We start from the raw sequence: 23,478 nt of genomic DNA on the forward strand, positions 1-23,478 counted from the left end.
AGGGGGCGCTTTTCGTAGGAGCCAGCTTGCTGGCGATGCTTTTTATGGCGGATCGCCGGCAAGCCGGCTCCTACAAAGATCGAGTGCAACGGCTTAACTGACTGGCATTAGGCGCAAGGCCGGCTTCATCGTGTTGCCTGAGGCAGGTTTTAGCGCACGCCAGCCTGGCGCAGAGCCGCCGGGGTGAAGTCGCTGCCCGAGGCCTTATAGTTGAAGTCGTAGGCTTGTTTCTCCTCGTTCTTCATACCCAGGGCCAGGTAGCGACCGGACAGCAGGTCGTAAAGGGTTTCCACGGTGTACCACGGCACTTGCTTGTCGTAGTAGTACTGGGCATGCGCCTCAGCTACGCGCCACAGGGTGCCACGGCCATCGTAGTGGTCGATCAAAGCAGCTTGCCAGGTGTCCTCGTCGATGTAGAAGTCACGCTTGGCATAGATGTGGCGCTCACCCGACTTCAGGGTCGCAGTCACGTGCCATACACGGTGTAGCTCGTAACGAGTCAGGTCCTGGTTGATATGGCCAGCCTTGATGATGTCGGAGTACTTCAGGCTGGGCGAATCGAGCTTGTAGGCGTTGTAGGGGATATAGATCTCCTTCTTGCCTTCCAGTTTCCAGTCGTAACGATCCGGCGCACCGTTGTACATGTCGAGGTTGTCCGAGGTACGCAGGCCGTCAGCTGCGGTGCCCGGGCCATCGTAGGACACCTGCGGCGCACGGCGCACGCGACGTTGACCGGCGTTGTACAGCCACGCCAGACGCGGCTCTTTCACCTGATCGAGCGTCTCGTGTACCAACAGTACGTTACCAGCCAGACGCGAAGGCGCAGTCACCCGCTGTTTGAAGTAGAACAGCACGTTGCTGGACTTGCTCGAGTCGTAATCAGTCAACGCATCGCGAAAGACGAACTCGTCCTGGAAGTAGACCAGCGAGTAGGAACCGTTCGGCTGCGGAGTCGCCTGGGTCACCAGACGACGCACGCTGCCACCGCGGTAGCGGGTGATGTGGTTCCAGATCACTTCCAGACCGTTCTGCGGGATCGGGAAGGGGTTGGCGGTCTGGAAGTTCTCCAGGCCGTTGCCACCTTCCACCATCCTGGTGTTCACCGCGTTCTGCTTGGTCGCCTCGAGCACCGCAGCCGGCAGGCTGGCCGAACGGTGAGTCGGGTAGACCGGCATCTTGTAGCTTTCCGGGTAGCGCTTGAACATCGCCAGCTGGCCGGGAGTCAGCTTGTCCTTGTACTGGTCGACGTTCTGCGCGGTGATGGTGAACAGCGGCTGCTCGTTGGCGAACGGATCGGCCAAAAAGCCACGCGGATCGACCGCACCGGCGTTGGCCGGCAGACCGCCAGTCCAGGCTGGGATCGACCCATCGGCATTGCCTGCCATCTCGGCGCCTACCGGAGTCAGGGTGTTGCCCAGCTTCGCAGCCTCGTCAGGCGACACTGCCGCCATCACGCTGGTCGCCAGCAGAGACAGGGTCAGCACGCCGGATTGCAACAGGTTTTTTTTCACGTTCATCTGCATAGTGTCCTTATTCCTCGTTCGCATTTAGAAGCTCACGCCGAAGCTGACGGCCAGGAAGTCGCGGTCGACCAAAGTGTTGTAGTCGCCGCCGAAGAAGTTGGTGTAGGAGAGGCTGGTGGTGTAGGTGTTCTGGTATTCGGCATCGAGTCCGATGCTGATGGCCTTGGCGCCTTCGTTGAACACCGGCCCATAGCCGTCCACGTCATGGGACCAGGCTACATTCGGCTTGAGGTTGATACCGGCGAACACGTTGTTGTAGTCGAGGATGCCACGCGCCCGGTAGCCCCAGGAGCCGGAGGTGTAGAAGCCATGCCGGCCGTTCATGGCGATGGCGCTCGCATCGTTGTAACCGCCGTAGATCGCATCGCGGCCATAACGTACCTTGTCCAGGCTTTCCAGGCCACCGATGCGGGTGTAGCCGATCTCGCCGACCAGGGTCATCCGCTCGGCGCCGAGTACCTGATCGATGAAGTGGGTGAAGGTGGTCTGCAACTGGGTGACTTCCTTGCGGTTGTAACCTCGGTGCGCCTGCCCGGCCTGGGCCAGCGCCGCCGATACGTTGCCGACGGCCAGCGCACCGCCGATGCCGCTGGCCAACCAGCCGGTAGTGTCGACTGTATTGATCTGCAGCGGCATGTTCGGCCGGTAGCTGATCTCGCCCTGCCACGCGGTGCCGGTGGGCAGGGTGGTCGAGAAGCTGGCGCCATACAGGCGGATGTCTTCCGGGTAGTCCAGGAAGTAGCTGCCGGTTCCCAGCAGGCCCAGGGAAACGAATGGCGTCTGGAAAGCCGCCGGAAGACCTCCCGCGGTAGTCGCGATGGCGGCAATGGATGCCGCATCGGCATTGATGTAGCTCACGTTCGGCGTGCGGCTATGGTAGTTGAGCGCATACAGGCCGTATTCGGCCTCGTCGCCCAGCCAGCGCAGGGCCACGCCCCACTGGCCGCTGTCGCGCGCATCGTTGTCTCCGGCACGGCGCAGCATGACACCCTCGGAGCTGCCGGCGGCTCCCACGGCGCCCCGGGCGCCGGCCAGTCCCGCGGGATAGCTCTGCACATGGTAGTTGCTGGCACAACCATCCTGCAGCACGTCGACGGCGAAGAAGGTACCGCAGTTGTCGACGACCGTCTGGTCCCACTCCAACTGGTAGAAGGCCTCGGCAGACAACCGGTCGGTCAGACTCTGAGCCACATAGAGCATATTGACCGGGATCAGGCCTTCCTTGACCTCGGCACCTGGGCGGCGGAAGGCGGCGACGTCGACCGGGTTGATCGCGTTGATGCCGTTGATGATGAAGGTGCTCTCACCCCAGCTCACCACCTGCTTGCCCAGACGTACCGATCCAGGCTGGTCACCGATCGCGTAGTTGTGGTAGATGAAGGCGTCGAGAATCTCGGCCCCCGATGACTGTGCTCCCTCCTTGCGGTTGCTATCGCTGATGTCCTTGAAAAGGCGGCTTTCGTCCTTCAGTTCGAAGTCATACCAGTACTTGCCGCGCACGAATACGCCGGTGTCGCCGTATTTAAGTTCAAGATCGTGGATACCCTTGAAGATCTTCGAGAAGGTCTCGCCGCGCTTGAAGTTCAGGCGGCCGTCGTCACCGGTCTGGGTGAAGCCGGTACCGCCATTGGACGAACCGATCAGGTCACGATCCCGTTTGGCGGTCGACCAGCTCGCCCCCACCGACAGCGACGAATCGAACTGCCCTTCGATCTCACCGATATTGAAAGTGACGCCGAATGCCGGAGCGGCAAGGGTGGAAGCGAGGCTGACGGCCAGCGGCAGTTTTGCCAGGCGCCAGTAGGGTTTTGTTTTTGTTGTCATCGACGCTACTCCATGTGTTTTTTGTTATGGATGCTTGGACTATAGCCAGCAGGTGGTACTGCTTGATCCCTCGAAAGTGTGATTTGCAGCCCCCAGCCACTCTGGCTCGCAGGTTTCAGGCCCTGCCCCTAGCCAAGCATGGACGTGAAACAGCAATTAGCAAGCCAAACGCTTGTTTGACTGAGCGGTCACTTTCACCGCACAGTCAATTCGCACCTCACAGCGTAGACAGGAACGCGCTGCCCGCCTCCTGCCACTGGGCGATTTCGACGCGGATGCGCTTCTTGTCCAGTTTGCCGACACTGGTCTTGGGAATTTCAGTAACAAGGGCGATCTGCGTGGGAATCGCCCACTTGTTGATGTGACCTTGCTCGACGAAAGGCTTGAGATGCTCTTTCAAGCCTTTGGCATCCAGCCCCTGCTCTTCGCGCAGTACCAGCAGCGCAAACGGGCGCTCGCCCCACTGCGGGTCAGGCACACCCACTACCGCCACCTCACGCACCGCCGAGTGGCGACTGATCAGGTCCTCCAGCTCCAGCGAGGAGATCCACTCGCCACCGGTCTTGATCACATCCTTGATGCGGTCACGGATTTCGATGAAGCCCATACCGTCGATGGTCGCCACATCGCCCGTATGCAGCCAGCCGTGAGCCCAGAGTTCCTCGCCCTTCTCCGGCTCGCGAAAGTAGCCCTGAGTCAACCAGGGCGCACGCAGCACCAGCTCGCCCTGGGATTCGCCATTGCTCGGCAGCAATTTGCCATCGGCATCCATGATTGCGGCTTCCACCAGCGGCACCGGAATACCGGCCTTGATTCGATAGGTGGTGCGCTCGTCCTCGCTACCGGCGCGCAGCTCTTCATTGAGGTAAGCGCAGGAAATCAGCGGGCAGGTCTCGGACATGCCATAGGCCGCGGTCAACTGGATGCCGCGCGCCTTAGCTGCTTCGTACAGAGAACGGTTCAGCGCACTACCGCCGATGATCATCTTCATGCCGCCGAAATCATGGCCCTGCGCACCCGGCGCGCTCAGCACCATCTGCAGGATGGTCGGGACGCAGTGGGAGAAGTTGACCTTCTCCTCCTTGATCAGGCGGCAAAGCATGTCCGGCTCGTAGCGACCGGGGTACACCTGTTTGACCCCGAGCATGGTGGCCACGTACGGCACACCCCAGGCATGCACGTGGAACATCGGCGTGATCGGCATGTAGACATCGTCGTTGCCCAGCAGGCGGATGCTGTCGAGTCCACCCATGGTGGTCGCCATGGACATGGTGTGCAGCACCAGCTGCCGATGAGTGAAGTACACGCCCTTGGGGTTGCCGGTGGTGCCGGTGGTATAGAAGGTGGTGGCCACCGAGTTCTCGTCGAAATCGGCGAAGTCGTAGTGCGGGCTGGCGCCTGCCAGCAGGCTCTCGTACTCGCCGACGAGGTTCGGCAGCTCGGCGTTCTTGTCCTCGCCATCGGTAAGCAGCAGGGTCTTGTCGACGGGGGTGAGTTGCCCGGCAATGCCGTTGTACAGCGGCACGAACTCGCTGTTGACCAGCACGAAACGATCTTCTGCATGGTTCATGGTGTAGAGGATTTGATCCGGCGACAGGCGGATGTTGATGGTGTGCAGCACCGCGCCGAGCATCGGGATGGCGAACATGCATTCGAGGTAGCGGTGACTGTCCCAATCCATCACCGCCACGGTATCGCCGGCCTTGACCCCTGCCTCGCTGAGTACGTTGGCCAACCGTGCGACACGCTCGTTGAAGGTGGCGTAGCTGTAGCGCAGCTTGTCGCGATAGACGATTTCGCGGGTCTTCTCGTAACGACTACCGGACAGCAGCAGGCGCTTGATCAGCAGCGGATAGGCATGAGCGTTTTCAGCGGGGGGGATCAGTCGGGTCTGCAGCATGAAATCACCTTGAGGCACGCTAGGATTAGGTATGCAGCGACTCTAGAGCGGCTCGCGCAGCGCTCAATCAGCCCAAAGAATGATTTGCCACGTGACTCTATGGCCACTTTTGGTCACAGGTTAGAATCGAGCTCACCAGCCAGTCCTTAAAAAGGCGGCACAGAGCCACTCTTTCGTTCGAGGTAACAGCATGTCCGATATCGTCATCGTCAGCGGCGCACGTACCCCCATGGGCGGTTTTCAAGGCAGCTTGGCCAGCGTGCCAGCCGTAGAGCTGGGCGCGGCCGCCATTCGTGAAGCGGTCAAGCGCGCCGGTATCGAGCCAGCCGACGTACAGGAAGTGATCATGGGCTGCGTACTGCCGGCGGGTCTCAAGCAAGGTCCGGCCCGCCAGGCCTCGCTTAATGCAGGCCTGCCTGCAGCCACCGGCTGCACCACCATCAACAAGCTGTGCGGCTCAGGCATGAAGGCCGTGATGATGGCCTTCGATTCGCTGAAAGCCGGCAGCAACCAGGTAATGGTCGCCGGCGGCATGGAAAGCATGTCCAACGCGCCCTATGTACTGGAGAAAGCACGCACGGGCCTGCGCATGGGGCATGGCGAGATCAAGGATCATATGTTCCTAGACGGCCTGGAGGACGCGCGCACTGGCCGCCTGATGGGCTCTTTCGCTCAGGAAACCGCCGATAAGTACGGCATTACTCGTGAAGAAATGGATGCCTACGCCATCGAGTCCCTGCGCCGAGCTCAGGCAGCCATTCACGACGGCTCACTGGCTGCCGAGATCGTTCCGATTACCGTCACCTCGCGCAAGGGCGAGGTGGTGGTCAAGGATGATGAACAGCCGCTGACGGCCAACCTGGACAAGATCCCCACACTCAAACCCGCCTTCAAGAAAGACGGCACCATCACCGCGGCCAACGCCAGTTCTATTTCCGACGGCGCCAGCGCACTGCTGCTGATGACAGCCGATGAAGCGGCCAAGCGCGGTCTCAAACCGGTCGCCAAGGTGGTTGCCCACGCGACCCAAAGCCAGGATCCGAGCGAGTTCACCCTGGCGCCCATCGGCGCGATGAGCAACCTGCTGAAGAAGACCGGCTGGAGCAAGGATGAGATCGACCTGTTCGAGATCAATGAAGCGTTCGCCATGGTGACCATGCTGGCCATGCGCGAGCACGGCCTGGACCATGCCAAGGTCAACGTGTTCGGCGGCGCCTGTGCCCAGGGCCACCCGGTGGGTTCCACCGGCTCGCGGATCATCCTCACCCTGATCAACGCCCTGCAGAAGAAAGGTGGCAAGCGCGGCGTCGCCTCGCTATGCATCGGCGGCGGCGAAGCGACAGCAGTGGCCATCGAACTGCTGTAACCCAGCCCATCAGCAAAGAGCCCCGCAACTGCGGGGCTCTTTCGTTTAACGCATCTCGGTCAGCGCCAGCTTCACGCCAATCCCCCCCAGCACCGCGCCCATCAGTCGGTCGAACCAGTGCCCCATGCGGGCGAAGCCGGCGCGCACGCGTTGCTGGCTGAACAGCCAGGCCACCAGGCAGAACCAAAATGCGGTTGCCAGGGCCAGATAAAGGCCGTAACCCGCCTGCACCGCCACCGGCGTATGCGGATTGATCACCACGGTGAACAGGGAAAGGAAGAACAGCGTCGCCTTGGGGTTGAGCCCATTGGTAATGAACCCGGTGACGAACGCGCCACGGCCGCTGCGCTCGCCGGCGACCAGGCTCAGCTCGGCACTGGCCGGATCGGCCGGGCGCGCGCGCAGCGCCTTGATGCCGATGTACAGCAGGTAAGCCGCCGCCAGCCATTTCAGTGCGTTGAACAGAACGATGGACTGCGACACGATCAGGCCGATACCCAGCAACGAATAGGTAACGTGCACCAGAATGCCGGTGCCTACGCCAAAGGCGGTGAACAGCCCGGCGCGGCGGCCGTAGCCGACGCTCTCCCGCACGACGATGGCGAAATCCGGCCCTGGGCTGGCCACCGCCAGCAGATGAATCAGGGCAACGGTGAGAAATTCACTCCAGTACATGGCGGCTCCGCATCGACAGTGAAGGTCTGGTAGGCTCGCCAATCTACTCCTGCGACCCTCCTGCGAAAAGGTACAGCTGATGAGCAAAAGTCCCCGCGCCGTCTTCCTCGATCACGCCTCTCTCGACCTTGGCGACCTCGACATGCAACCGCTGCATCAGGCCTTCGCCGAGCTGACCCTGCACGCGCATACGCGTCCGGATCAGGTCGCCGAACGCCTGCAAGACGCCCAGGTCGCCATCAGCAATAAGGTGCCGCTGGACGCAGCCACCTTCGCCGCCTGCCCCGAGCTGAAGCTGGTGCTGGTGGCTGCCACCGGCACCAATAACGTCGACCTCAAAGCCGCCAGCGCCCACGGCGTGACCGTCTGCAATTGCCAGGGCTACGGCACGCCATCCGTGGCGCAGCACACTCTGATGCTGTTGCTGGCCCTGGCCACGCGACTGCCCGACTACCAGCGCGATATCGCCGCAGGCCGCTGGCAACAAGCCAGCCAGTTCTGCCTGCTCGACCACCCCATCGTCGAGCTCGAAGGCAAGACTCTGGGCATGCTCGGCCATGGCGAACTGGGCGGCGCCGTTGCCCGTCTGGCTGAAGCCTTCGGCATGCGCGTGCTACTCGGTCAACTGCCGGGCCGGCCCGCGCGCGCTGATCGCCTGCCTCTGAATGAACTGCTGCCGCAGGTCGATGCCCTGACCCTGCACTGCCCACTCAACGAGCAGACGCGCAACATGATCGGCGCCGAAGAGCTGGCACTGATGAAGCCGCGCGCATTTCTGATCAACACCGCACGCGGCGGCCTGGTCGACGAACAGGCGCTGGCCGATGCTCTGCGTAGCGGCCATCTCGGCGGCGCGGCAACCGACGTACTGCTGCAGGAGCCGCCCAAGGACGGCAATCCGCTGCTGGCCGCAGACATTCCGCGTCTGATCATCACCCCACACAGCGCCTGGGGTAGTCAGGAAGCACGCCAGCGCATCGTCGGCCAGATGATCGACAACGCGGCTGGTTTCTTCGCCGGTGCACCGTTGCGAGTCGTCGGGTAACAGGCCATTGAAAAACGTAGGCGAGGCAGGCAAGACAAGACAAAAGCGGCCGAAAAAGCGCAGTTTAGTTTTCTAAATGAGCATTTTGAGGCCGCTTTTAACGAAGTATTGTCAACGTAGGTAGTTTTTCAACGGCCTGTTAAGCTGCGCAGCTTTTTTAGGCAGGACCCCACCATGGATGCACGAAGCGAAGTTCTCTTGCGCCAGGCCGAGCTATTCGGTGGCGAGCTGTTGCTGGCCGGCCTGCCGGCTGACGACCTGCTTGGTGCCCTGCCTCAGGCACGTGGCTGGAACTGGCATGCCGGCGATCAGGCACTGCTCACCGCGCGCTTTGCCGGCCGCAGCCACTTCGACACACGTATGCCGGAAGGCGACTACCGTGCTGCCGTGCTGTTCCTGCCCAAGTCACGCGAGCTGAGCGACTACCTGCTGCAAGTGCTTGCATCGCGCCTGGCCGGCAAGCCGCTGTACCTGGTCGGCGAAAAACGTGGCGGTATCGAACGCGCATCAAAGCAGTTGGCAGCCTATGGCAAGCCACGCAAGCTCGACAGCGCACGGCATTGCCAACTCTGGTGCGTCGAGGTAGAGCAGGCGCCGCCCGTCCCCGACCTACATGCCCTGGCACAGAGCTATCCACTGCAGTTGGTCGACGGCGCACTGGAGATCGTTACTCTGCCCGGCGTTTTCGCCCATGGCAGGCTTGATCGGGGTAGCGCGCTGCTGCTCGAGCATCTGGATGAACTGCCTAACGGCCACATGCTGGACTTCGGCTGCGGTGCTGGCGTGCTCGGCGCCGCACTCAAACGGCGTTATCCAGACAGCGAGCTGAGCCTGCTGGATGTCGACGCCTTCGCTCTGGAGAGCAGCCGCCTGACCCTGGCTCGCAATGGCCTGACGGCCAACCTGATCGCCGGCACCGGAATCGAGTCGGCGCCAGAAGGATTGAGCGCCATCGTCAGCAACCCGCCGTTCCATCAAGGCGTACATACCGACTACCAAGCCAGTGAGAACCTGCTGAGCCAGGCAGCCCGCCACTTGATAAAAGGTGGCGAACTGCGCCTGGTGGCCAACAGCTTCCTCAAATACCCGCCACTGATCGAACGTCATCTGGGCCCTTGCCGCACCCTGGCAGATGCCGATGGCTTTCGCATCTACAGCGCCCGGCGCTGATTGGGGTTGCTCCCAACGCAGCGCTTGGGCACAATTGCGCCCGTCCTAGGGGAGTAGTCTCCCGCGAGCGCCCTGCTCGCCCGGTATACGTCAACACACTTGCTCCGCAGAGCATGGCGTATACGACCCAAGGCCTACATAGAGAGGCCTGCGGTTTGACAAGACCTATGACACGCACAACCTATACCCGGGGCGGGAAGGTCGTTCGTGTCATAAGCCGTGTCGACCCGCCCCTTTAGGAAACCTGATGCTGGAATCGCTGTTCGTCCCCACCCTGATCGTTGCCCTCGCCGAAATCGGCGACAAGACCCAGTTGCTCGCACTGCTGCTGGCCGCCCGTTTTCGCAAGCCGTGGCCGATCATCTGGGGCATCGTCGTCGCCACCCTGGCCAACCATTTCGCGGCTGGCGCCGTGGGTAACTGGGTAGCCGGTTTCTTCTCTCCTGCCACCCTCAGCTGGATTCTCGCAGCCAGTTTCGTCGCCGTAGCGGCCTGGACCCTGGTGCCGGACAAACTGGACGACGACGAGGAATCCGGCCTGAAGAAATACGGTCCCTTCCTCACCACCCTGATCGCCTTCTTCCTCGCCGAGATGGGCGACAAGACTCAGGTCGCGACCGTGATGCTGGCGGCGCAGTATCCGCACTTCATCCTGGTGGTGATCGGCACCACGCTGGGCATGCTGCTGGCCAACGTACCGGTGGTACTGGCGGGCAACTTCGCAGCCGAGCGCCTGCCATTGACGCTGATTCGCCGCCTCGCGGCCTGTGCCTTCGCCGCCCTGGCAATCTATGCCGGCTATCAGGCAATGAAACTCAGCGGCCTGATATGACGAATCACTGACGTCAACGGACTGGCATTTCGGCCAATCCCAGCCCCCTACCGCCTGCTGCTAAAGTGCGTGCCACGTCACGTCATACGGTATGCAGTCGGGAGGGCGGCATGTCATTGGATGATCGCAAGAAGGTGGTGTGCAAGCACATCGACCTGACCTGGAACAAGGGGCGCCTGGCCCTGGCCGAACAGCTGCACAGCCGCGACTTTCTCTACAAGAGCTCGTTCATGGGCCGCCCACTCGACAGTGCCGGCTTCGCCCGAATGGTGCAGGATATCCGCTACGCCATGCCGGACCTGCAGATCGTGATCGAGGAGTGCGTCGCCGAAGGCTACAAGGTGGTGACCTGGAGCACGCTGATCGGCACCATTCAGAAACCCGCGCTGGGCTATCCGCCCAGTGACAAGGTGCTGAGCATCTCGGCCATGGCCTTCTGGACACTGACGCCCAGCAATGAGATTCAGGAGATCTGCACCATGTTCGACATGGAAAGCTTCCGCGCCCAGCTGGGCCTGCAACCTCGCCCCTTCGCCGAAACGGCACTACCCTGAACGCAAACGGCGCGCCGTGAACCATCACGCCGCGCCGTTTTTTCGTGCCCGAACTTAGCGCCCGGACTTGGCCTGCTCGTACAGCGGCATCACCTTGGGAATCGCCGCCTGCAGCGAAGCGATACGGCTGCTGGAGGATGGGTGAGTGCTCATGAACTCGGGCGGCGCACCACCACCGGCGGCCTCCATCTTCTGCCACAGACTGATGGCCGCATTCGGGTCATAACCCGCGCGAGCAGCCAGTTCGAGACCAATCAGATCAGCCTCGTTCTCGTTACCCCGGCTGTTGGGTAGCGTCAGGCTGTACTGCACCACTGTATCCGCCATGGCCATGCCGCTCTCGCCGAGACCGAGCAAAGCGCCGGCACCCTGCTTGGCGACCTGAATGCCATAGGCCTTGGACATCGCCTCACGGCTGTGTTCGCGCAGGGCATGCGCCATCTCGTGGCCCATGATCGCGGCGATTTCGTCATCGCTGAGCTTCAGCTGCTCGATGATCCCGCTGTAAAAAATGATCTTGCCGCCCGGGCCACAGTTGGCGTTGAGCTCGGGACTCTTGATCAGGTTGACCTCCCATTGCCAGTTGGCGGCATCCGGGCGAAAACGCGGCGCCTGCGGAATCAGGCGATTGGCAACGGTCTGCAGACGCTTGGCATTGTTGCTGGTCTTGTCCAGCACGCCCTTGCTCGATGCCTCGCTTAGCGTCTGCTGATAGGACTGCGCGTACATCTGATTGACTTCATCAGCTGACAACATGCTGAACATGTACTGCTTGCGCTCTACGCCAACCGCACCACCACTGGTGGTATTGACGGCCTGACAACCTGCCAGCAGCACGGCCGCCGCCAGGCCACTCAGATATAGAACCTTGCTCATCGAGCTACCTCCTTGAATCGGACGCCCTATGCTAGGCCGCCCCCGCAGCACGAGCAACCGCGTTACTTGCGCGATAGCCGTACGCCATCTTTGCTGAATACGACACCAGCCTGTTCGTCACCACCAGTCCATTAAGGTTTTCATCTGTCACTGCCGATAGTTCGTGACAGGCGCGCTCTGCGCTCGGGAGCTCTCATGAAGTTCAAGTCGATCCAGTTTTCCGTCGCATTCCTTGCTGGCGCCAGCGTACTCGCGGTCGTTGTGGCTCTGGTGCTCTACGCCCTGTTCGCCAGTGGCCGAACCCAGAACCTGGTGCAGGAACGCACGCAGAAACTCCTGGAACAAGTCATCGAGCAGCGCCTGTCGGCATTGGCGCAAGCCCAGGTCAGCGAAATCCAGCGTGAACTGGAAGCTCCCCTGCAGATCACCGCCGACCTGGCACGCGTCAATGCCATGCTCGGCATGACCGATACCAACGGCAGCCCGATGCTCAGCATCAGCCGCGAAGAACTGGCCAACCTGGTGCATGAAACCACGGCGCAGAACCCTAAATTACTTGGCAGTTACCTGGGCTGGGAGCCGAACGCCTTCGATGCCAGCGACTACATCTATGCCGGTAGCAAGGAAAACGGCTACGACGGCACCGGCCGCTTCCTGCCCTGGTGGTATCGCAATGCCGACGGCAGCCTGGGCATCGACTCGATCGGCTCGACCGAAAGCGAAGAACTGCTGCCAACCGGGGTGCGCGCGGGCGAATATTACCTTTGCCCCAAAGAACGCAAGCGCCCCTGCGTGATCGATCCAGCCCCCTATGATGTCGGCGGCAAAATGACCATGCTTGCCTCCTTCACCTCGCCGATTCTGGTCAATGGCGAATTTCGCGGCATCGCCGGTGCCGACCTGGCGGTCAATTTCATTCAGGAGCTGCTGGTAAAGGCTGACACCCAGCTCTATGACGGTGCCGGCGAGATGGCGCTGATCGCCAGCAACGGGCGCCTGGTCGCCTCGACCAAGGCACCGGACAAACTTGGCGAGCCGGCCACCGCCCTGCTCGACGCCAATGAAGTGAGCAACCTGGGTACGCTGCAGTCCGGGCAGGTGCTGTACTCCATCGATGCCAAGGAAGATCCTGAGCACAGCCATATCGAACTGTTCCTCAGCTTCAACATCGGCCAGAGCGACACCCGCTGGGTGCTGATGCTGGTGCTGCCGCTCAAAGCGGTGATGGCCGATCTGCACCAGTTGCAGGGCGATCTGGCCTCGCAGCGCGACGCCGATACCCTGGGCATGACCCTGGTCGGCCTGCTGATCGCCGGGCTGGGCCTGTTGGTGATCTGGTTCGTCGGTTACGGCATCGCCCGCCCGCTGCGGCAGATGGTCGGTATGCTCGACGATATCGCCAAAGGCGATGGCGACCTCACAGTGCGCCTGCAGGTTGACCGCAAGGATGAACTCGGACAGATCGCCGCCGGCTTCAACGCCTTCCTGGCCAAACTGCAAACCATGATCGGCGCCGTGGTGACCTCGGTGCAGCAGGTCAGCGACTCATCCGAACACACTGCCGACATTGCCATCCGCACCAACCAGGGCGTGCAGAAACAGCTGGCAGAGATCGAGCTGGTGGCCACGGCAGTTCATGAGATGACCACCACCGCGCAGGACGTCGCGCGCAACGCCACCCACGCCGCCGAAGCCGCCAACCACGCCGATCGCGCGGCCAACCAGGGCAAACAGGTGGTACAGGAGACCTCGGCCGCCATCGCAGCCCTGGCCAGCGAGATCGGCCGCGCCGTGGGCGTGGTACAGAACCTGGCCAAGGACAGCGAGAACATCAACGCCATCCTCGTCGCCATTCGCGCCATTGCCGAGCAGACCAACCTGCTGGCGCTCAACGCGGCCATCGAGGCAGCTCGCGCCGGCGAACAAGGCCGCGGCTTCGCCGTGGTCGCCGATGAAGTGCGCAACCTGGCGCAGAAGACCCAGCAGGCCACCGAAGAAATCCAGACCATGATCCAGCAGTTGCAGCAAGGCACGCGCGAGGTGGTCAAGGTGATGGAGCAGAGTCAGAGCAAGACCGACGACAGTGTCGAACACGCCAACCAGGCAGCTCAATCGCTGGAGTCCATCACCCAGGCAGTGTCGGTGATCAACGACATGAACACGCAGATCGCCAGCGCAGCCGAGGAGCAGAGTGCAGTGGCCGAAGACATCAACCGCAACGTCACCAATATCGGCCAGGTCGCGAACGAGGTGGCAGGCGGTGCCGACGAAGCCAGTCAGGCCAGCGCTCAACTGACCAAGCTGGCCGAACAGCAGCGCAGGCTGATCAATCAGTTCAAGGTCTAAGAGACTGCATCAGATAGGGTGCACCGCACGCACAGGCTCTTGGTCAGCTGCGGTGCACCGGCCCCTCGACACCCTGCGTAGGCTCAAGCCGGCGTCAGGCACTCCGGCGCATCCAGCTTCGGGTCGTTGACCAGCGTCGACAGCGCGCGCTCACGCAGCGCAACCTGCGGCTTGGCCAGCAGCGCCGCCAACTGTTCGGGCGACGTTTCGTTGCTCAGCCACAGCGCCTGTTCATGCTCGTCGAGAATCAACGGACGCCGTAGCGTGGCCGCTTCCTGGGTGATCAGCGCAACGCTCAGGTACTCCTGCCCGCCCACCGGATAAAGCTCCCACAAGGCCGCGAAATACATCAGCGGCTCACCGCTGCTCATCCAGTACGGCCGCTTGCGCGCGCCCCCGCGCCATTCATAGAAGCCGTTGGCCGGCAGCAGTGCGCGGCGCTGGCGAAAGGGCTCGCGAAACATCGGCTGCACGGCCAGGGTTTCAGCACGCGCATGCGCCGGAGTCTTGGACAGGTCCTTGAGCCAGGCGGGCGTCAGCCCCCAACGTGCCGCTGCCGCCTGCGCCCCTCCCTCGCCCGCACGCAACCTCAGCACCTGGCCGTGGGGCGCCAGGTTCCAGTGCGGTTTCTGGTCAGTGGGAACGCCGGGCAACGCCGCAAACGCGGGCGACCAGCGGAACAGGGCATAACGCCCACACATCAAACGACTCGACAGGCAGGGGGCGCGTCAACAGAGCAACACGCCCTGAAAGGACTCTGGCTCATCGCCAGGCACAGGTTGCGCCGCATTGTACTCAGCGATCAGCGTACGCGCCCGTTCAGCGTGAGGATCAGCGACGACCAAACCGAGCAGGCCGCATGCCGGCAACTCCCCCACCGCACCGACCAGATGCTGACCGAGCAAATGCGCCTCGACACCTTCACTGGCCAGCATATCCACCAGCATCTGCCCTTCCAGAAGGTTTTCCGGTTCGTAGATTCGTTGCATCAATCGTTCTCCGCACGAACGTCCAACTCCCACTCGGTGCCGTCCGTGCGCAGCTCGAACTCGATCGGCCGGCAGCACACCGGACAGTCTTCGATGTAAGACTGATCCCCAGCCGACAGATCCAGCAGTGCTTCGGCCGGCTCACCGCAATAGGGGCAATAATACGACTCGCTTTCCAGCATCGCGGCCTCCTTGTGACTTGGCGTTATAATCGCCGGTCTACTGCTCACCCTGTTAAGCAGACACCATTCCAACCTTAGCCGTTCTAGAACAAGAGAGCATGATGGGCGCATTCGATGCCATCCGACCCTATGCCGATGCAGAAGTGCGCCCCGTACTGGCGCGCCTGCTCGCCGATCCGGCGTTTCTCGGTACCCTCACCCGTTTCCGCTTTCCGCGTCTGGCAGGGCCATTGGGCTGGCTGCTCAAGCCGCTGATTGCCGCACGCCTGCGCAGCGAGTTCGCCGATATCGACTCGGTCGCTGGCCTGCAGGAAAAGATCGAGCCTTACATCGACCGTACCATCGAGCATGCCAGTGATGGCATCAGCTACTCCGGCCTGGAGCACCTGCAGCCCGGCAAGCCTTACCTGTACCTGGCCAACCACCGCGATATCGTCATGGACCCGGCCTTCGTCAACTACGCCGTCTACCATGCAGGCCTGCAGACGCCTCGTATCGCAATCGGCGACAACCTGTTGCAGCGCCCCTTCGTCAGCGACCTGATGCGCCTGAACAAGAGCTTCATCGTGCACCGATCGATCAGCGGGCGACGTGAGAAGCTGGCGGCTTATCAATTGCTCTCGGCCTATATCAACCACTCGATCCGCGAAGATGGCGAGTCGATCTGGATCGCTCAGGCCGAAGGACGCGCCAAGGACGGTGACGACCGTACCGATTCGGCCATCCTCAAGATGTTCCATATGAGCCGCAAGGATGAGCCATTCGCAGACGTGATCGAGTCGCTGAACCTGATCCCGGTGTCGATCAGCTACGAGTACGACCCCTGCGACCTGGCCAAGGCCCGCGAGCTCTGTGTCCGCGCCGCCACGGGCAGCTACACCAAGGCGCCGGGCGAAGACGACGCCAGCATCGCCCTGGGCATCACCGGCTATAAAGGCCGCGTGCACCTGCACTTCAGTCCGCCTGTCGCCGGTCTGGAGGATACCAAGCAGCTTGCCCAAGAGATGGATCGTCACATTCTCGGCCAGTATCGCCTGTTCCCTGTGCACTACCTGGCCTACGCCATGTGGGAAGGCCGTGAGGCCGAGCTGAACGTGCCAGCAGCAAGCGAAGTATTCGATGCCGCGGAACTGGCCAAGGCCGAAGCGCAGTGGAACAAACGCCTGGCCGCCTGCAGCGCCGAGGAAAAACCGTTCCTGATCCTGCAGTACGCCAACCCGGTGCGAAACCAGTATCGGATCAAGGCAGGCCTGCCTCTGTAAGAGGCAGCCATCGCCACAAACGAAAACGGCAGCCCGATGGCTGCCGTTTTCATTTATCGCTCAAGCGTCAAAGCCGCGTACTGAACCAGGACAGCACCAGGGCTGCACCCAGGCAAATGCCACCGAAGCGATAGAAGAAGCGGTTGATCCGCAGGGTACGCTCGTCCTGAACCTCGGCTTCATCCAGCTCGCCTTGCGCCAGCACTCGTGCTACGCCGCGCTGCTCGCGCAAGTGAGTCATCAGGCACAGCCAGGCGCCCGCCAACGCGAAGAACAATGCCAGCGAATTGACCGCCCCTGCCGGATGGGCGAGGAACAGTGACCACAACATCTGCAGCGACATGCAACACCTCGAGAACAGCATGGTGCAGCAGCCTCGCCACTGCACCAGAATGGGGATTTTGACCGAGAAGCGGTGCGTCTCGACCCTCGAAAAGTCGTCGCGCAGTGTACTGAAATACCTCTTTTATAAGGTTCGTTTCCGACGAACGCGGCCCGCTATCCCGAAATCGTCTGAAAACTGTCATATGCCTGGCCTAGGGTTTGTATCTCCAAGAGTGACCAAACAGTCACGACTGTTACTGGAGCCAAACCTCAATGTCCCTGGAGGACCTGCCATGCTCAATTCTCAACCGCTGGACCGCGATTACCTGATCGACTCGCTAGATGAAGTGGACGCCGTGGTCGACGAGCTATCTTTCAACGTGCAGGACCAGCACTGGCTGGTGTACTGCGCCCTTGGCGGCCATGAGCATTACGACCTGCCGGATATCGACAACCGTACCGGCATGAGCCTGCCGGAGTTCTACGCCGAAGCAGCATGAAGACCCTGGACAAATGAAAACGCCCCGCAATGCGGGGCGTTTTTTATAACGATGCGCCGAATTACTGCAGCAGTACCTGGCCGATGGTCGGGTCCTTGAAGGCACGAGTCAGCGCGTCGCTGAGCACGTCACCCACCAGCTTGCTATTGGTCTGCTGGTTCGGTGCGGTGCCGAAACGCTGGTTCAGCGAGGCACCGTAACGGCCGGTATAGCGGCGGCTGCCACCTTGCACGTCGGCACGGATCGAGGCCGAGATATCCGCCTCGGTGACGTACATGCCCTCTTTGGGCGACTGATACTTCAGTTCCGCCAGGGTGATGGTCAGCTGTGGCGCGTTATAAGCATTGGGCGACGGTGTAAAACCGAGCAGACGCACAGCCGCTTCGGCCTCAGCCTGCAGCTTGGGCAGCACATAATCGGGGTTGACGCTGATGGAGCTGGTCTCTGGATACAGACCGCCGCGGGTGCCAAGCACCGGCGAAGGACGGCCGTCGACCACGCGCACCACCACCGGCTGACCCTGGCCGACTGGGGTCAGCGAACTGGTCAGCTTGGGTTGTGGGGTGAGTTGCTGAGGGCTGAGGGCGCAACCGGCCAGAGTCAGGCTGGCGGCAGCAAGCAAGGCGATCAACGCACGGTGCAGCATGCTCATCTCTCCGAGTGAGGTAAAAGTGGCCGGCAGTATAACCAGCGCGGCCTGAGGCCGACAGTAGCGCTGCATAGGACCGTTGGCATATCGCTGCGGTTCCTGTCATCAGCCTGTCACCGCGCGCGGGCATAAAGTACCTGTCACCACGCTGGAGCCTTCGCCATGCTGTTGCGCCGCCTGTTCAGCCACGCTCGCCCGATGCGCCATTTTGCCCTGATTGATGATCGTGGCGTTTGCTGTGCCCTGCGGCAGATGCAGGAACACCCGATCCAGGCGGGATGGGTGGAAGTTCGCGAGCCGAGCATCTCCTGGCTGGGCGCCCCACTGCCCGCCGGTGCCCGGCTCACCCCGGTCGCCACACACGCATCAGCAGCCCGCCCGTTGGCGGCCTGACCGGTGAAAGAATAAAAGTCACGCAGGGGCTCAATTTCCCCTCATTCACCGTTATAATCACGCCCCGATTATAAGGACGTCTCCTGATCGGGCCGAACGACCTCGCCGATGCAACGTCATCGCCCCGCCCCAGAGAGTCGCCCACTTCGAGCTGCCGCTTCCGGCCAGCCGCTTTCAGCCCATATGCAGAGCAGTTATGCAGCCATGCATTGCATGATTTGCACGGGCAAAAGCGCGCCGAGGCAGTCGAGCTTTTGAGGTTCACCGCTCCAAAAGAGCGTGAAAAAGACGGTTTTTACAAACTTCACAAGAGTGTGGCGAACAGATGAACAGTTTTGCGTCCGCAAATCCCAGCCTTGACCCTCCCCGCCGAACGACAGGGCATCACGCCTGAGTCTGCCGGTATCGCCCTGAAAGGCCGAACGGCCGTCCATCTGGTGCAGTTTTTCTTGGAGAGAGGTTAATGGCGCACAACGATTCCCAAAGCGTAGATGTGGTGCTGGTTGGTGCCGGCATCATGAGCGCGACCCTGGGCGTACTGCTCAAGGAACTCAACCCCGGCATCACCCTGGAAGTGGTGGAGCTGCGCGAGTCCGGCGCAGTGGAAAGCTCCAACCCCTGGAACAACGCCGGCACCGGTCACGCGGCCCTGTGCGAGCTGAACTACACCCCGGAAGGCGCTGACGGCAGCATCGACATCAAGAAGTCGGTGAACATCAACGCCCAATTCGAGGAGTCCAAACAGTTCTGGGCTTACCTGATCGAAAAAGGCGCGATCAACTCGCCGAAGACCTTCATCAACCCAGTTCCGCACATGAGTTTCGTGCGCGGCAACAGCGGTATCGCCTTCCTCAAGAAGCGTTTCGAGGCCCTGCGCCAGCACCACGCCTTCACCGAGATGGAGTACACCGAAGATCGTGCCACCATCGCCGAGTGGGCGCCGCTGCTGATCCCGGGCCGCGACAGTGGCGAGCCGCTGGCGATGACCCGCGTGCAAGCCGGTACCGACGTCAACTTCGGTGCGGTCACCGAACAGATGCTCGCCTACCTGACCACCCAGCCCGACGCCAAAGTCACCTGCAACCAGAAGGTCACCGACCTCAAGCGCGACGGTGAAGGCTGGCTGGTGGATATCAAGGACACCCGCTCCGGCGCCACGCGCAAGCTCAAGAGCAAGTTCGTCTTCCTCGGCGCTGGCGGCGGCGCACTGCCGCTGCTGCAACTGTCCGGCATCCCCGAAGGCAAAGGCTTTGGCGGCTTCCCGGTGAGTGGCCAGTGGCTGCGTTGCGACAACCCGGAAATCGTCAAGCAGCATCAGGCCAAGGTCTACAGCCAGGCTGCCGTCGGCTCACCGCCGATGTCCGTGCCGCACCTCGACACTCGCGTAGTGGACGGCAAGAAATCCCTGCTGTTCGGCCCTTACGCCGGCTTCACCACCAAGTTCCTCAAGTACGGTTCATTCCTCGACCTGCCGCTGTCGGTGCGCCCCAACAACCTCGGCCCGATGCTGGCGGTGGCGCGCGACAACCTGGATCTGACCCGTTACCTGATCAAGGAAGTGATGCAGTCCGAAGAGCAACGCCTGAACACCCTGCGCGGCTTCTACCCGGAAGCCAAGGCCGAGGACTGGCGCCTGGAAGTGGCCGGCCAACGCGTGCAGATCATCAAGAAAGACAGCAAGAACGGTGGCATCCTGCAGTTCGGCACCGAACTGGTGGCAGCTGCAGACGGCACCATCGCTGCCCTGCTCGGCGCCTCGCCGGGCGCTTCGGTGACCGTGTCGATCATGCTCGACCTGATCCGTCGCTGCTTCCCCGAGCAAGCCAAGAGCGAAGGCTGGCGCACCAAGCTGGATGAGATCTTCCCGGCCATGGCCGAGGTTCTGTCCCACGACGCCGAGCGCTATCGCCAGGTACAGACGCAATCGAACCAGCGCCTGCAGCTCGATACACCCAGCGCCTGATCGTCACGCACAAAAAAACCGCCCTTCGGGGCGGTTTTTTATGGGCGTTGCTCAGGTTACTGCTGACCCCAGGGCAGGATCGGAATGGCCGTCACCGCATTCTGCGGGCTGCCCTCGATCACCCGGTCGCTGTAGACCAGATACACCAGCGTGTTGCGCTTGACGTCGAAGAAACGCACCACCTGCATGGTCTTGAACACCAGCGAGGTGCGCTCCTTGAACACCTCTTCGCCATCCTTGAGCTTGCCCTTGAAGGCAATGGGGCCGACCTGGCGGCAGGCGATGGAGGCCTCTGCACGATCCTCGGCCAGGCCCAAGCCACCCTTCACGCCGCCTGTCTTGGCGCGCGACAAGTAGCAGGTCACACCGTCGACCTTGGGGTCATCGAAAGCTTCGACGACGATCTTGTCGTTCGGCCCTACCCATTTGAATACCGTCGACACCTCACCGATGGTTTCGGCCAGTGCCAGGCCAGGTAGCACCAGCAGGCTCAGCACACATCCCTTGAATAGACGCATCTTTCTCTCCTAGAACCTGTTCACGATCTCGCGAGCTAGAGCCATACAAGGCAAAAACAGGCGAGGAAGCGCAGTGTACTTCTGTACATGAGCATTCCGAGCCTGTTTTTAACGCAGTAGGGCCGACGCGCAGCAGATCGTGTACAGGTTCTCAAACCAGGATGAGATTATCCCGGTGCACCAACTCCGGCTCATCGACATAGCCCAGCAGCTTCTCGATGGCATCGGACGGCTGACCGATGATCTTCTGCGCCTCCAGCGCACTGTAGTTGACCAGGCCACGGGCAATCTCGCGGCCGTCAGGCGATACGCAGACCACCATCTCGCCGCGACGGAAACTGCCCTGCACCGCCTTCACGCCCACCGGCAGCAGGCTCTTGCGATCCTGGCTCAACGCCTTCACCGCACCAGCATCCAGCACCAGGGTACCGCGCGTTTGCAGGTGGCCGGCCAGCCATTGCTTGCGCGCCGCCAGCAAGCCGCGCTCGGGAGCCAGCAGCGGGCCCAGGCGCTCGCCGCCCTTGAGGCGGGCAAGCACCTGCTCGATGGCGCCGCCGACGATGACGGTATGCGCGCCGGAGCGCGCAGCCAGACGCGATGCACGCAGCTTGGTCTGCATGCCACCACGACCCAGTGCGCCACCGACACCACCAGCCACTGCATCCAGCGCCGGGTCATCCGCACGGGCCTCGTGAATCAGCTTGGCATCGGGATTGTGACGCGGGTCGGCATCAAACATACCGTCGCGATCGGTGAGGATAACCAGCAGATCGGCTTCGACCAGGTTGGCCCCCAAGGCGGCCAAAGTGTCGTTGTCGCCAAAGCGAATCTCGTCAGTGACCACCGTGTCGTTCTCGTTGATCACCGGCACCACGTCGAGATCGACCAGCGTGCGCAAGGTGCTGCGCGCGTTCAGGTAGCGTTTGCGGTCGGACAGATCATCGTGTGTCAGGAGAATCTGTGCAGTACGGCGGCCGTGCTCGGCAAAACTGGATTCCCAGGCCTGCACCAGCACCATTTGACCGATCGCGGCGGCAGCCTGCAGCTCGTGCATCGCACTAGGTCGACTGGTCCAGCCCAGGCGGCTCATACCGGCCGCCACAGCGCCGGAGGACACCAGCACCAGTTCCACGCCCTGCTCACGCAGCGCGCCCATCTGCTTGACCCACACTGCCATGGCCGCACGATCCAGGCCACGCCCGTCAGCGGTCAGCAGCGCACTGCCGATCTTCACCACCCAGCGCCGCGCGCCGGTCACCTTGTCACGCATGATCTTCCAACCTTAGCCAGAAAATGATGGGGTCCACCCCACCTACAAAAACGCCGCAATTAAGCGGCGTTGGAAACTTGCTTAATCCCGGACGTAAATGATTTCCGGGCCATCGTCGTCTTCTTCGTCGAGGAAGTCATCGTCCTCGTCGATATCGTCGACACTGCGCACACCGGATTTACGCAGCGCGCGCTGATCGTCCAGCGCCTGCAGACGGGCACGCGCCTCGTCTTCGATGCGCTGATCCAGCTCGGCCAGCTCTTCGGCGAATACCGGGTCTTCAGCGATGCGCTCGGCACGCACTTCCAGGTAATGCATGATGTCGCGGCTGATGCGCTCGGTGCCGTCGCGGCTGATGGCCGAGACCACATAAACCGGACCCTGCCAGTTCAGGCGGGCAACGATATCGGCCTTGCGCGCCTCGCGCTCGTCTTCGGGCACCTGGTCCATCTTGTTCAGCACCAGCCAGCGATCACGCTCGGCCAGCGCCGGGCTGAAGCGACCCAGCTCGTCGATGATCACCTGCGCAGCCTCGGCCGGATCGCTCTCGTCCAGCGGCGCCATGTCCACCAGGTGCAGCAACAGGCGGGTACGCGCCAAGTGCTTGAGGAAGCGAATACCCAGGCCAGCACCGTCGGAGGCGCCTTCGATCAGCCCCGGAATGTCGGCGACGACGAAGCTCTTGAAGCGGTCGACACTGACCACACCCAGGTTCGGCACCAGGGTGGTGAAGGGGTAGTCAGCGACCTTCGGCTTGGCGGCGGAAACCGCGCGAATGAAGGTGCTCTTGCCGGCATTAGGCAGGCCGAGCAGGCCGACATCGGCCAGCACTTTCAGCTCCAGCTTGAGATCACGCGACTCGCCCGGCTTGCCTGGCGTGGTCTGGCGCGGCGCACGGTTGGTGCTGGACTTGAAGCGGGTGTTGCCCAGGCCGTGCCAGCCGCCTTGGGCAACCATCAAGCGTTGACCGGCTTTGACCAGGTCACCAATCACTTCCTGGGTGGCCACGTCGATCACCGTGGTGCCGACCGGCACCGGCAGAATCAGATCCTCGCCCTTGGCCCCGGTGCAATCGGTGCTGCCGCCCTTCTCGCCATTCTGCGCATTGAATTTGCGCGTATAGCGGTAATCGATCAGGGTGTTGAGGTTGGCATCGGCCTCGAGGAATACCGAGCCGCCGTCGCCACCATCGCCGCCGTTGGGGCCGCCCTTCTCGATGAATTTCTCGCGACGGAAGGCCATCATGCCGTTACCGCCGTCACCGGCTTTTACAAAAATCGAAACTTCGTCGACAAATTTCATGAATACGCCTCCCGC

Annotated in this window: 24 protein-coding genes, 1 pseudogene and 1 riboswitch; of the genes and pseudogenes, 11 read left to right on the forward strand and 14 right to left on the reverse strand. The window is 62.0% G+C overall.

Annotated elements, in window-relative coordinates; genetic code table 11:
• Nucleotides 1-149: 149 nt before the first annotated feature.
• From EGJ86_RS11255 to EGJ86_RS11265, 3 genes are all read right to left on the reverse strand, one after another.
• Nucleotides 150-1,517 carry a DUF1329 domain-containing protein gene (locus tag EGJ86_RS11255; RefSeq protein ID WP_125835161.1) on the reverse strand — a complete coding sequence of 456 codons (1,368 nt, stop codon included), beginning with the start codon at nt 1,515-1,517 and terminating at the stop codon, nt 150-152.
• A gap of 30 nt (nt 1,518-1,547) precedes the next feature.
• Nucleotides 1,548-3,347 carry a DUF1302 domain-containing protein gene (locus EGJ86_RS11260; RefSeq protein WP_125835162.1) on the reverse strand — a complete coding sequence of 600 codons (1,800 nt, stop codon included), beginning with the start codon at nt 3,345-3,347 and terminating at the stop codon, nt 1,548-1,550.
• 217 nt (nt 3,348-3,564) lie between these two features.
• Nucleotides 3,565-5,247: a fatty acid--CoA ligase gene (locus EGJ86_RS11265; RefSeq protein WP_125835163.1), complete on the reverse strand. Its 1,683-nt coding sequence runs from the start codon at nt 5,245-5,247 to the stop codon at nt 3,565-3,567.
• Nucleotides 5,248-5,437: 190 nt separating this feature from the next.
• On the opposite strand from EGJ86_RS11265, the gene EGJ86_RS11270 reads away from it, so the two are divergent.
• Nucleotides 5,438-6,613, forward strand: a complete 1,176-nt coding sequence (locus EGJ86_RS11270; RefSeq protein ID WP_125835164.1) for an acetyl-CoA C-acyltransferase — start codon at nt 5,438-5,440, stop codon at nt 6,611-6,613.
• Nucleotides 6,614-6,658: 45 nt separating this feature from the next.
• Here EGJ86_RS11270 and EGJ86_RS11275 read toward each other — a convergent pair whose 3' ends face one another.
• A complete protein-coding gene (locus EGJ86_RS11275; protein ID WP_125835165.1) occupies nt 6,659-7,288 on the reverse strand; it encodes a LysE family translocator in 630 nt (209 codons plus the stop codon).
• Between the two features lie 79 nt (nt 7,289-7,367).
• On the opposite strand from EGJ86_RS11275, the gene EGJ86_RS11280 reads away from it, so the two are divergent.
• The 4 genes from EGJ86_RS11280 (at nt 7,368) to EGJ86_RS11295 (ending at nt 10,889) form a co-directional block, all read left to right on the forward strand.
• Entirely contained in the window at nt 7,368-8,333 is a 966-nt protein-coding gene (locus EGJ86_RS11280) for a 2-hydroxyacid dehydrogenase (RefSeq protein WP_125835166.1), read from the forward strand.
• A 174-nt stretch (nt 8,334-8,507) separates the two neighbouring features.
• Nucleotides 8,508-9,503 (forward strand): class I SAM-dependent methyltransferase, encoded by a 996-nt coding sequence (locus EGJ86_RS11285; RefSeq protein WP_125835167.1) that lies wholly within the window; start codon nt 8,508-8,510, stop codon nt 9,501-9,503.
• A 36-nt stretch (nt 9,504-9,539) separates the two neighbouring features.
• Nucleotides 9,540-9,672, forward strand: a riboswitch (yybP-ykoY riboswitch).
• An 81-nt stretch (nt 9,673-9,753) separates the two neighbouring features.
• Complete coding sequence (locus EGJ86_RS11290) at nt 9,754-10,335, forward strand: TMEM165/GDT1 family protein (protein ID WP_106733600.1); 582 nt, start codon at nt 9,754-9,756, stop codon at nt 10,333-10,335.
• Nucleotides 10,336-10,445: 110 nt separating this feature from the next.
• A complete protein-coding gene (locus tag EGJ86_RS11295) occupies nt 10,446-10,889 on the forward strand; it encodes a ketosteroid isomerase-related protein (RefSeq protein WP_125835168.1) in 444 nt (147 codons plus the stop codon).
• 54 nt (nt 10,890-10,943) lie between these two features.
• On the opposite strand, the gene EGJ86_RS11300 is transcribed toward EGJ86_RS11295, so the two are convergent.
• Complete coding sequence (locus tag EGJ86_RS11300) at nt 10,944-11,765, reverse strand: M48 family metallopeptidase (protein ID WP_125835169.1); 822 nt, start codon at nt 11,763-11,765, stop codon at nt 10,944-10,946.
• A gap of 1,287 nt (nt 11,766-13,052) precedes the next feature.
• On the opposite strand from EGJ86_RS11300, the pseudogene EGJ86_RS25610 reads away from it, so the two are divergent.
• Together EGJ86_RS25610 and EGJ86_RS25615 are read left to right on the forward strand one after the other, a co-directional pair.
• Nucleotides 13,053-13,253: pseudogene (locus tag EGJ86_RS25610) on the forward strand (HAMP domain-containing protein); the annotation flags it as partial.
• A 15-nt stretch (nt 13,254-13,268) separates the two neighbouring features.
• Nucleotides 13,269-14,111, forward strand: a complete 843-nt coding sequence (locus EGJ86_RS25615) for a methyl-accepting chemotaxis protein (RefSeq protein WP_371919668.1) — start codon at nt 13,269-13,271, stop codon at nt 14,109-14,111.
• A gap of 83 nt (nt 14,112-14,194) precedes the next feature.
• On the opposite strand, the gene EGJ86_RS11310 is transcribed toward EGJ86_RS25615, so the two are convergent.
• Genes EGJ86_RS11310 through EGJ86_RS11320 form a run of 3 tightly spaced genes read right to left on the reverse strand, consistent with a single transcriptional unit; the run spans nt 14,195 to nt 15,282 of the window.
• On the reverse strand, nt 14,195-14,812 hold the full coding sequence (locus EGJ86_RS11310) for an SOS response-associated peptidase (protein ID WP_125835171.1): 618 nt from the start codon (nt 14,810-14,812) through the stop codon (nt 14,195-14,197).
• A 27-nt stretch (nt 14,813-14,839) separates the two neighbouring features.
• Nucleotides 14,840-15,100: a putative signal transducing protein gene (locus tag EGJ86_RS11315; RefSeq protein ID WP_092377504.1), complete on the reverse strand. Its 261-nt coding sequence runs from the start codon at nt 15,098-15,100 to the stop codon at nt 14,840-14,842.
• Nucleotides 15,100-15,282 carry a CPXCG motif-containing cysteine-rich protein gene (locus EGJ86_RS11320; protein WP_092377507.1) on the reverse strand — a complete coding sequence of 61 codons (183 nt, stop codon included), beginning with the start codon at nt 15,280-15,282 and terminating at the stop codon, nt 15,100-15,102. The genes EGJ86_RS11315 and EGJ86_RS11320 overlap by 1 nt, the downstream gene beginning before the upstream one ends.
• Before the next feature lie 98 nt (nt 15,283-15,380).
• Between EGJ86_RS11320 and EGJ86_RS11325 the strand changes: the two genes are divergently transcribed.
• A complete protein-coding gene (locus EGJ86_RS11325) occupies nt 15,381-16,544 on the forward strand; it encodes a 1-acyl-sn-glycerol-3-phosphate acyltransferase (RefSeq protein WP_125835172.1) in 1,164 nt (387 codons plus the stop codon).
• 67 nt (nt 16,545-16,611) lie between these two features.
• On the opposite strand, the gene EGJ86_RS11330 is transcribed toward EGJ86_RS11325, so the two are convergent.
• Nucleotides 16,612-16,887: a hypothetical protein gene (locus EGJ86_RS11330; protein WP_099526148.1), complete on the reverse strand. Its 276-nt coding sequence runs from the start codon at nt 16,885-16,887 to the stop codon at nt 16,612-16,614.
• Nucleotides 16,888-17,161: 274 nt separating this feature from the next.
• Between EGJ86_RS11330 and EGJ86_RS11335 the strand changes: the two genes are divergently transcribed.
• Nucleotides 17,162-17,368 (forward strand): hypothetical protein, encoded by a 207-nt coding sequence (locus EGJ86_RS11335; RefSeq protein ID WP_004424534.1) that lies wholly within the window; start codon nt 17,162-17,164, stop codon nt 17,366-17,368.
• Nucleotides 17,369-17,429: 61 nt separating this feature from the next.
• Here the strand turns inward: EGJ86_RS11335 and EGJ86_RS11340 are convergent, their stop codons facing one another.
• Nucleotides 17,430-18,014 (reverse strand): YajG family lipoprotein, encoded by a 585-nt coding sequence (locus EGJ86_RS11340; protein WP_099526150.1) that lies wholly within the window; start codon nt 18,012-18,014, stop codon nt 17,430-17,432.
• 165 nt (nt 18,015-18,179) lie between these two features.
• Here EGJ86_RS11340 and EGJ86_RS11345 point away from each other — a divergent pair, with 165 nt between their 5' ends.
• Nucleotides 18,180-18,410 carry a hypothetical protein gene (locus EGJ86_RS11345; RefSeq protein ID WP_125835173.1) on the forward strand — a complete coding sequence of 77 codons (231 nt, stop codon included), beginning with the start codon at nt 18,180-18,182 and terminating at the stop codon, nt 18,408-18,410.
• 194 nt (nt 18,411-18,604) lie between these two features.
• Here the strand turns inward: EGJ86_RS11345 and EGJ86_RS11350 are convergent, their stop codons facing one another.
• Nucleotides 18,605-18,844: a hypothetical protein gene (locus tag EGJ86_RS11350; RefSeq protein ID WP_106733581.1), complete on the reverse strand. Its 240-nt coding sequence runs from the start codon at nt 18,842-18,844 to the stop codon at nt 18,605-18,607.
• Between the two features lie 29 nt (nt 18,845-18,873).
• On the opposite strand from EGJ86_RS11350, the gene mqo reads away from it, so the two are divergent.
• On the forward strand, nt 18,874-20,373 hold the full coding sequence (gene mqo / locus EGJ86_RS11355) for a malate dehydrogenase (quinone) (protein ID WP_125835174.1): 1,500 nt from the start codon (nt 18,874-18,876) through the stop codon (nt 20,371-20,373).
• Nucleotides 20,374-20,429: 56 nt separating this feature from the next.
• On the opposite strand, the gene EGJ86_RS11360 is transcribed toward mqo, so the two are convergent.
• The 3 genes from EGJ86_RS11360 to cgtA all read right to left on the reverse strand — a co-directional run bounded on the left by EGJ86_RS11360 (nt 20,430) and on the right by cgtA (nt 23,463).
• Nucleotides 20,430-20,891: a CreA family protein gene (locus tag EGJ86_RS11360; protein ID WP_125835175.1), complete on the reverse strand. Its 462-nt coding sequence runs from the start codon at nt 20,889-20,891 to the stop codon at nt 20,430-20,432.
• A 151-nt stretch (nt 20,892-21,042) separates the two neighbouring features.
• Complete coding sequence (gene proB, locus EGJ86_RS11365; protein WP_125835176.1) at nt 21,043-22,161, reverse strand: glutamate 5-kinase; 1,119 nt, start codon at nt 22,159-22,161, stop codon at nt 21,043-21,045.
• 81 nt (nt 22,162-22,242) lie between these two features.
• Entirely contained in the window at nt 22,243-23,463 is a 1,221-nt protein-coding gene (gene cgtA, locus EGJ86_RS11370) for an Obg family GTPase CgtA (protein ID WP_106733579.1), read from the reverse strand.
• Between the last annotated feature and the right edge of the window lie 15 nt (nt 23,464-23,478).

This window comes from Pseudomonas sp. o96-267 (assembly GCF_003935465.1).
Taxonomy (GTDB): domain Bacteria; phylum Pseudomonadota; class Gammaproteobacteria; order Pseudomonadales; family Pseudomonadaceae; genus Aquipseudomonas; species Aquipseudomonas sediminis.

Bases quoted from the DNA above. Each gene is read 5' to 3' on its own strand.
- EGJ86_RS11255 (WP_125835161.1), bottom strand. From the start codon at position 1,517: ATGAACGTGAAAAAAAACCTGTTGCAATCCGGCGTGCTGACCCTGTCT.
- EGJ86_RS11260 (WP_125835162.1), bottom strand. From the start codon at position 3,347: ATGACAACAAAAACAAAACCCTACTGGCGCCTGGCAAAACTGCCGCTG.
- EGJ86_RS11265 (WP_125835163.1), bottom strand. From the start codon at position 5,247: ATGCTGCAGACCCGACTGATCCCCCCCGCTGAAAACGCTCATGCCTAT.
- EGJ86_RS11270 (WP_125835164.1), top strand. From the start codon at position 5,438: ATGTCCGATATCGTCATCGTCAGCGGCGCACGTACCCCCATGGGCGGT.
- EGJ86_RS11275 (WP_125835165.1), bottom strand. From the start codon at position 7,288: ATGTACTGGAGTGAATTTCTCACCGTTGCCCTGATTCATCTGCTGGCG.
- EGJ86_RS11280 (WP_125835166.1), top strand. From the start codon at position 7,368: ATGAGCAAAAGTCCCCGCGCCGTCTTCCTCGATCACGCCTCTCTCGAC.
- EGJ86_RS11285 (WP_125835167.1), top strand. From the start codon at position 8,508: ATGGATGCACGAAGCGAAGTTCTCTTGCGCCAGGCCGAGCTATTCGGT.
- EGJ86_RS11295 (WP_125835168.1), top strand. From the start codon at position 10,446: ATGTCATTGGATGATCGCAAGAAGGTGGTGTGCAAGCACATCGACCTG.
- EGJ86_RS11300 (WP_125835169.1), bottom strand. From the start codon at position 11,765: ATGAGCAAGGTTCTATATCTGAGTGGCCTGGCGGCGGCCGTGCTGCTG.
- EGJ86_RS25615 (WP_371919668.1), top strand. From the start codon at position 13,269: ATGATCGGCGCCGTGGTGACCTCGGTGCAGCAGGTCAGCGACTCATCC.
- EGJ86_RS11310 (WP_125835171.1), bottom strand. From the start codon at position 14,812: ATGTGTGGGCGTTATGCCCTGTTCCGCTGGTCGCCCGCGTTTGCGGCG.
- EGJ86_RS11315 (WP_092377504.1), bottom strand. From the start codon at position 15,100: ATGCAACGAATCTACGAACCGGAAAACCTTCTGGAAGGGCAGATGCTG.
- EGJ86_RS11320 (WP_092377507.1), bottom strand. From the start codon at position 15,282: ATGCTGGAAAGCGAGTCGTATTATTGCCCCTATTGCGGTGAGCCGGCC.
- EGJ86_RS11325 (WP_125835172.1), top strand. From the start codon at position 15,381: ATGATGGGCGCATTCGATGCCATCCGACCCTATGCCGATGCAGAAGTG.
- EGJ86_RS11330 (WP_099526148.1), bottom strand. From the start codon at position 16,887: ATGTCGCTGCAGATGTTGTGGTCACTGTTCCTCGCCCATCCGGCAGGG.
- EGJ86_RS11335 (WP_004424534.1), top strand. From the start codon at position 17,162: ATGCTCAATTCTCAACCGCTGGACCGCGATTACCTGATCGACTCGCTA.
- EGJ86_RS11340 (WP_099526150.1), bottom strand. From the start codon at position 18,014: ATGCTGCACCGTGCGTTGATCGCCTTGCTTGCTGCCGCCAGCCTGACT.
- EGJ86_RS11345 (WP_125835173.1), top strand. From the start codon at position 18,180: ATGCTGTTGCGCCGCCTGTTCAGCCACGCTCGCCCGATGCGCCATTTT.
- EGJ86_RS11350 (WP_106733581.1), bottom strand. From the start codon at position 18,844: ATGGACGGCCGTTCGGCCTTTCAGGGCGATACCGGCAGACTCAGGCGT.
- mqo (WP_125835174.1), top strand. From the start codon at position 18,874: ATGGCGCACAACGATTCCCAAAGCGTAGATGTGGTGCTGGTTGGTGCC.
- EGJ86_RS11360 (WP_125835175.1), bottom strand. From the start codon at position 20,891: ATGCGTCTATTCAAGGGATGTGTGCTGAGCCTGCTGGTGCTACCTGGC.
- proB (WP_125835176.1), bottom strand. From the start codon at position 22,161: ATGCGTGACAAGGTGACCGGCGCGCGGCGCTGGGTGGTGAAGATCGGC.
- cgtA (WP_106733579.1), bottom strand. From the start codon at position 23,463: ATGAAATTTGTCGACGAAGTTTCGATTTTTGTAAAAGCCGGTGACGGC.